Source organism: Streptomyces sp. WAC05292, assembly GCF_003949955.1.
Classification (GTDB): domain Bacteria; phylum Actinomycetota; class Actinomycetes; order Streptomycetales; family Streptomycetaceae; genus Streptomyces; species Streptomyces globosus.
Genome location: NZ_RPSE01000406.1, coordinates 1 through 5,409, shown reverse-complemented (window position 1 = coordinate 5,409; position 5,409 = coordinate 1). Strand labels below are relative to the sequence as shown.

Annotated in this window: 6 protein-coding genes; 3 read left to right on the top strand and 3 right to left on the bottom strand. The window is 72.3% G+C overall.

Annotated features, from left to right (window positions below; genetic code table 11):
- Positions 1–1,074: hypothetical protein (locus tag EF903_RS27915; protein ID WP_260616021.1), on the top strand; the 1,074-nt coding region annotated here is incomplete at its 5' end.
- A gap of 24 nt (positions 1,075–1,098) precedes the next feature.
- Here EF903_RS27915 and EF903_RS27910 read toward each other — a convergent pair.
- The gene (locus EF903_RS27910) at positions 1,099–2,448 is read right to left on the bottom strand and encodes an MFS transporter (RefSeq protein WP_125547755.1); all 1,350 of its coding nucleotides are present in this window, start codon (positions 2,446–2,448) and stop codon (positions 1,099–1,101) included.
- Between the two features lie 25 nt (positions 2,449–2,473).
- The gene (locus EF903_RS27905; RefSeq protein WP_114058029.1) at positions 2,474–2,911 is read right to left on the bottom strand and encodes a MarR family winged helix-turn-helix transcriptional regulator; all 438 of its coding nucleotides are present in this window, start codon (positions 2,909–2,911) and stop codon (positions 2,474–2,476) included.
- A gap of 142 nt (positions 2,912–3,053) precedes the next feature.
- Here EF903_RS27905 and EF903_RS27900 point away from each other — a divergent pair, with 142 nt between their 5' ends.
- Entirely contained in the window at positions 3,054–3,236 is a 183-nt protein-coding gene (locus EF903_RS27900) for a ribbon-helix-helix protein, CopG family (protein ID WP_125547753.1), read from the top strand.
- A 13-nt stretch (positions 3,237–3,249) separates the two neighbouring features.
- On the opposite strand, the gene EF903_RS27895 is transcribed toward EF903_RS27900, so the two are convergent.
- The gene (locus EF903_RS27895; protein WP_125547751.1) at positions 3,250–4,710 is read right to left on the bottom strand and encodes an NCS2 family permease; all 1,461 of its coding nucleotides are present in this window, start codon (positions 4,708–4,710) and stop codon (positions 3,250–3,252) included.
- 140 nt (positions 4,711–4,850) lie between these two features.
- Here EF903_RS27895 and EF903_RS27890 point away from each other — a divergent pair, with 140 nt between their 5' ends.
- Positions 4,851–5,123: a DUF2530 domain-containing protein gene (locus EF903_RS27890; protein ID WP_125547749.1), complete on the top strand. Its 273-nt coding sequence runs from the start codon at positions 4,851–4,853 to the stop codon at positions 5,121–5,123.
- Positions 5,124–5,409: the final 286 nt, after the last annotated feature.

The following is a 5,409-nucleotide window of genomic DNA, read 5'->3' as shown; positions in this document are numbered from 1 at the left end:
GCGCAGACGGCGGCGCAGACGACGGCGGCCCCCCGGCCCGCCCGGGGGGCCGCCGTCGTCTGCGCCGCCGTCTGCGCGGCCGTCCTCGCGTCGGTGCCGGCCGGTCCGGCCGCGGCGGCGGGAGGGGCCGCCGCGGCGAGCCCGGCCCCCACGGCCGCCGCGACCGGCTTCACCATCGCGGACCCGCGGATAAAGGAGTCGAGCGGGCTGGCCGCGAGCCGCGCCCACCCGGGCGTGTACTGGACGCACAACGACAGCGACGACGGCCCGTACGTGTACGCGGTCGACTCGGCGACGGGCAGGACGGTGGCCCGGCTGACCCTGACCGGCATCGGCCGGCCCCGCGACGTCGAGGCGATCTCGCTCGGCCCCGACGGGCAGCTGTACGTCGGCGACATCGGCGACAACAAGGACGGCACCTGGGACCACGTCTGGATCTACCGCTTCCCCGAGCCCGCGAAGCTCGGCGACGCCGCGGTGAAGGCGGAGCAGTTCACGGTGCGCTACGCGGACGGGCCGCGCAACGCGGAGGCGCTGATGGTGCACCCGGTGACGGGCCGTGTGTACATCGCGAGCAAGAGCGAGGACAAGGGCGGCCTGTACGAGGGCCCCGAGAAGCTGTCCGCGTCGGGGGCCAACGTCTTCCGGCGGGTGGCGGACCTGCCGTGGGTGACGGACGGCGCGTTCTCCCCGGACGGTGCGAGCCTCACCCTGCGCGGCTACTTCTTCGCGAAGACCTGGGCGTGGAAGGACGGCCGGCCGCAGGGGGCGGGGGCGGCCGTGGGCGCGCCGTGGCAGGGGCAGGCGGAGTCCGTGACGTACACCGCGGACGGGTCGGCGCTGATGTTCGGCGCGGAGGGCGCGAACAGCCGTGTGGTGGCCGTCCCGGTGCAGCCCGCGGCGGCCGGGGTGCCGGCCGGGCCGGGGGCCTCGGCCGCACCGGGCGCGCCGCCGGCCGCCGCCCCGGAGGGCGGTGGGGGCGGCGTGGGCCGCGGTGCGGCGGTGCTGGCGGTCGGTGCGCTGCTCGTCGTGGCGGGCCGGCGGCTGTTCCGCCGGCGCCCCCGCTCCTCGTAGGGACCCCGCCCGGCGGCCGCCGGCTCAGGCCGCCTTGACGAGGTGGCCGCGGGTCCCGGTGGGGACGAAGACGACGCCGCGGCGGCTGACGCTGAGGCGCAGGTTGCCGACCCGGGAGAGGACGACGCCGATCGCGGCGGCCGCGGCCAGCGACACGAGGCCGCCCGCGGCCATGCCGGTGCGGACCCCGTAGGTGTCGGTGACCCAGCCGACGAGCGGCGCGCCGATCGGGGTGCCGCCGGAGAACACCATCATGAACAGGGCCATGACGCGGCCCCGCATCTCGGGGTCGCAGGCCGTCTGGACGCCCGCGTTCGCGGTGACGTTCACGGTCAGCCCGAACATGCCGAGCGGGACGAGCAGCGCCGCGAACAGCCAGAACGACGGCGCGAAGGCGGCCGCGACCTCCAGGACGGCGAACAGCACCGCCGCGGCGACCAGCATCCGCAGCCGCGAGGTGCCGCGCCGGGCGGCGAGGAGCGCGCCGGCGAGGGAGCCGGCCGCGAGGAGCGTGTTCAGCAGGCCGTACGTGCCGGCGTCCTTGTGGAAGACGTCGGAGACGAACGCCGTCAGCCAGATCGGGAAGTTGAACCCGAAGGTGCCGACGAAGCCGACGAGCACGATCGGCCAGAGCAGCTCGGGCCGCCCGGCGACGTACCGGACGCCCTCCCGGAGCTGGCCCTTGGCGCGCGGCTGCGGTGCGGTGCGGTGCAGCTCGGCCGGGCGCATCAGCAGCAGGGCGGCGACCGGCGCGGCGAAGGACAGTCCGTTCAGCAGGAAGGCCCAGCCGGAGCCGACGGCGGTGATCAGGAGGCCGGCGACCGCCGGGCCGACCAGCCGCGCGGACTGGAAGTTCGCCGAGTTCAGGCTGATCGCGTTGGCGATCTGGTCGGGGCCGACCATCTCGGAGACGAAGGTCTGCCGGGCGGGGTTGTCCACGACGGTGATCAGGCCGATCAGCAGTGCGGCGACGTAGACGTGCCAGACCTGGACGTGCCCGGCGAGCGTGAGCACGGCGAGCGCGACACCGGTCAGGCCCATCAGGCTCTGCGTGGCGACGATCAGCGGCCGCTTGGGCAGCCGGTCGGCGAGGACGCCGCCGTAGAGGCCGAACACCAGCATGGGCAGGAACTGCAGCGCGATGGTGATGCCGACCGCGGAGGCCGAGCCGGTCAGGGACAGCACCAGCCAGTCCTGGGCGATGCGCTGCATCCAGGTGCCGGTGTTGGACACGACCTGTCCCGTGGCGAAGAGCCGGTAGTTCCGGATCTTCAACGAGCCGAACATCGAGGACTTCGTGTTCCGGCCCGTGGCGCGAGTGGTAGTGGTGGGTGTATGGCCGGGTGCGGAGGATGCTCCGTTTCCCGTACTCAAAGGCGTTCGCCTCCCGGTGTGGTTCCTACAGGTGGGCGAGCTTCTCCAGGACGGGTGCGGCTGCGCGCAGCCGGGCCCATTCGTCCTCGGTGAGCTCCGCCGCGAGCCCGGCCAGGAAGGCGTTGCGCTTGCGGCGGCTCTGTTCGAGCATCGCCTCGGCCTCCTCCGTCTGGCTGACCACCTTCTGGCGGCGGTCGTCGGGGTGCGGTTCGAGCTTGACCAGGCCCTTCGCCTCCAGGAGGGCGACGATGCGCGTCATGGACGGCGGCTGTACGTGTTCGCGCCGGGCCAGCTCGCCGGGCGTGGCCCGGCCGCACCGGGCGAGGGTGCCGAGGACCGACATCTCGGTCGGGCTCAGCGATTCGTCGACGCGCTGGTGCTTCAGGCGCCGGCCCAGCCGCATGACGGCGGAGCGGAGGTCGTTCACGGCGGCGGCGTCGTCGCCATGGGTCAGGTCAAGCATGTCCTTAGCGTAACTCATTACTCTCGCTAAAGACCAATCGGTTTTCCCGCCCTGTCCGGCGACCGGCTCCGCGTCACTCATACGAGTGAGCGTGGGCCGAAAAGCCACCCGCGTGCGCGTCCTGTGCGGTGACCCTTTCGCCATGGGGACACAGGTGCTCAGCATGCGCATGGACGGGGAGCTGCTCGACCGCCTCCGCACTCATGCCGCCAAACGCGGAATGAGCGTCCAGGACTATGTCGTCCGGACGCTCATCCGCGATGACTTCGACGAGCGCTTCAAGGCGGCCGTCGACGAGACCGAGAAGTTCTACGGCCGCACCTGAGGCCGTCGGGGGGCTACGACGTCAGGCCGAGGGCCGGCATCGCGTAGTAGAAGACGAACACCGCCGAGACGGCGTACATGGCCGCCGGTACCTCGCGGCCCCGGCCGGTCGCCAGCCGCAGCACGCTGAAGCTGATGAAGCCGATGCCGATGCCGTTGGTGATCGAGTAGGTGAAGGGCATCATCACCATGGCCAGGAAGGCCGGGACGGCGATGGTGAAGTCGCTCCAGTCGATGTCCTTGACCGAGCCCGCGAGGATCAGGAAGCCGACGGCGACGAGGGCCGGCGTGGCCGCCTGCGACGGGACCATGGTGGCGAGCGGGGTGAGGAACAGCGCGGCGGCGAAGAGGCCGCCGGTCACCACGTTGGCCAGGCCGGTGCGCGCGCCCTCGCCGACGCCCGCGGTGGACTCCACGAAGCAGGTGGTGGCGGAGGAGGAGGTCGCGCCGCCGGAGGCGACGGCGAGGCCGTCGACGAGCAGGACCTTGTTGATGCCGGGGAAGGTGCCGTCCTTCTCGATGAGCTTGGCCTCGTCGCCGACGCCGAGGATCGTGCCCATCGCGTCGAAGAAGCAGGACAGCAGCACGGTGAAGACGAAGAGGCAGCCGGTCAGCAGGCCGACCTCGGCGAAGCCGCCGAAGAGGCTGACCTCGCCGACGAGCCCGAAGTCGGGGGCGGCCACGGGGCTGCCCGGCCACTCGGGCACGGTCAGGCCCCAGCCGGAGTCCGGCAGCTGCACGACGGCCTGGACGGCGACCGCGACGGCGGTCATGGCCACGATGGAGATCAGGATCGCGCCGGGCGTCTTGCGGATCAGCAGGGCGAGGGTCAGCAGCACGCCGGCGACGAAGATCAGCACCGGCCAGCCGAGCAGGTGGCCGCCCGTGCCGAGCTGGAGCGGGACGGTGGTGTGCGCGGCGTCGGGGATGCGGGTGACGAACCCGGAGTCGACGAGGCCGATCAGCATGATGAACAGGCCGATGCCGATCGCGATGCCCTTGCGCAGGCCGAGCGGGACCGCGTTCATGACCCGCTCGCGCAGGCCGGTCGCGACGAGCAGCATGACGACGAAGCCGGCGAGGACGACCATGCCCATCGCGTCCGGCCAGCTCATCCGGGGGGCGAGCTGGAGGGCGACGACCGTGTTGACGCCGAGGCCGGCGGCGAGCGCGATCGGGACGTTGCCGATGACGCCCATGAGGAGGGTGGTGAGGGCCGCCGTCAGGACGGTGGCGGTCACGAGCTGGCCGCCGTCGAGCTGGTGGCCGTACATGTCCTTCGCGCTGCCGAGGATGATCGGGTTCAGCACGATGATGTAGGCCATCGCGAAGAAGGTGGCGAAGCCGCCGCGCACCTCGCGGGCCACGGTCGAGCCGCGCTCGGAGATCTTGAAGAAGCGGTCCACCGCGGAGGCTCCGGAAGCCGGGGGCCGGGCGGGGGAGGCGGGGGCCGGAGCAGGGGCCGACGTGGTCATACGGTCCTCATTGCGTGGGCATTTGGGGGTTCATACGAGAGAAATGGGCCATGCCCAAACCGTTTCAGTATGAACACATGAACGAAAGCCCGTCCATCTCCGCGCGTAGACCCCGAATTCCGCGGCCTAGACTGAGGGCCATGGCGAAATGGACAGCGAAACACGAGGCCCCCGAGCCCCTCGAAGGCCCGGTCGTCGCGACCGTCACCGGGGGCACGATCCTCTGGTTCGCCCTCTTCGTCCTCCAGCTGCCCTTCTATGGCTGGTTCGCCGACCGCGGCCTGCTGTGGTGGGTGTGGTGCTGCGCCGCGGGCGGCGTCCTCGGCCTCATCGGCATCCGGTACGTGCGCGGCCGCGACGCCGCGCTCAAGCGGCACGCCGCCGAGCGGGCGGCGCGGCAGGACGGCGCCTGAGCCGCCCCCGGAGCACCCCCGGGCCGCAACCCGGCACCCCTTCGACCCGGGGACGATTTCCCTCATCCCGAAGTCGGATCTTCCCACCGCTCGGCGGGTGAAGCCGCAGTTCCGGCTCTAACGTCGAAAGCATGACGCAGCGGGCGAAGATCGAATCGGGCGGTCCCGAACCGGGCGGCGGAACCGGCACCGGAACCGGCACCGGAACGGGAACCGGAACCGGGGCCGGCAAGCACGGCGCCGGCATCGACGCCGGCGCCGAACTCGACCCCGTCCACCCCGTCAG

Bases quoted from the DNA above. Each gene is read 5' to 3' on its own strand.
- EF903_RS27905 (WP_114058029.1), bottom strand. From the start codon at position 2,911: ATGCTTGACCTGACCCATGGCGACGACGCCGCCGCCGTGAACGACCTC.
- EF903_RS27900 (WP_125547753.1), top strand. From the start codon at position 3,054: ATGGGGACACAGGTGCTCAGCATGCGCATGGACGGGGAGCTGCTCGAC.
- EF903_RS27895 (WP_125547751.1), bottom strand. From the start codon at position 4,710: ATGACCACGTCGGCCCCTGCTCCGGCCCCCGCCTCCCCCGCCCGGCCC.
- EF903_RS27890 (WP_125547749.1), top strand. From the start codon at position 4,851: ATGGCGAAATGGACAGCGAAACACGAGGCCCCCGAGCCCCTCGAAGGC.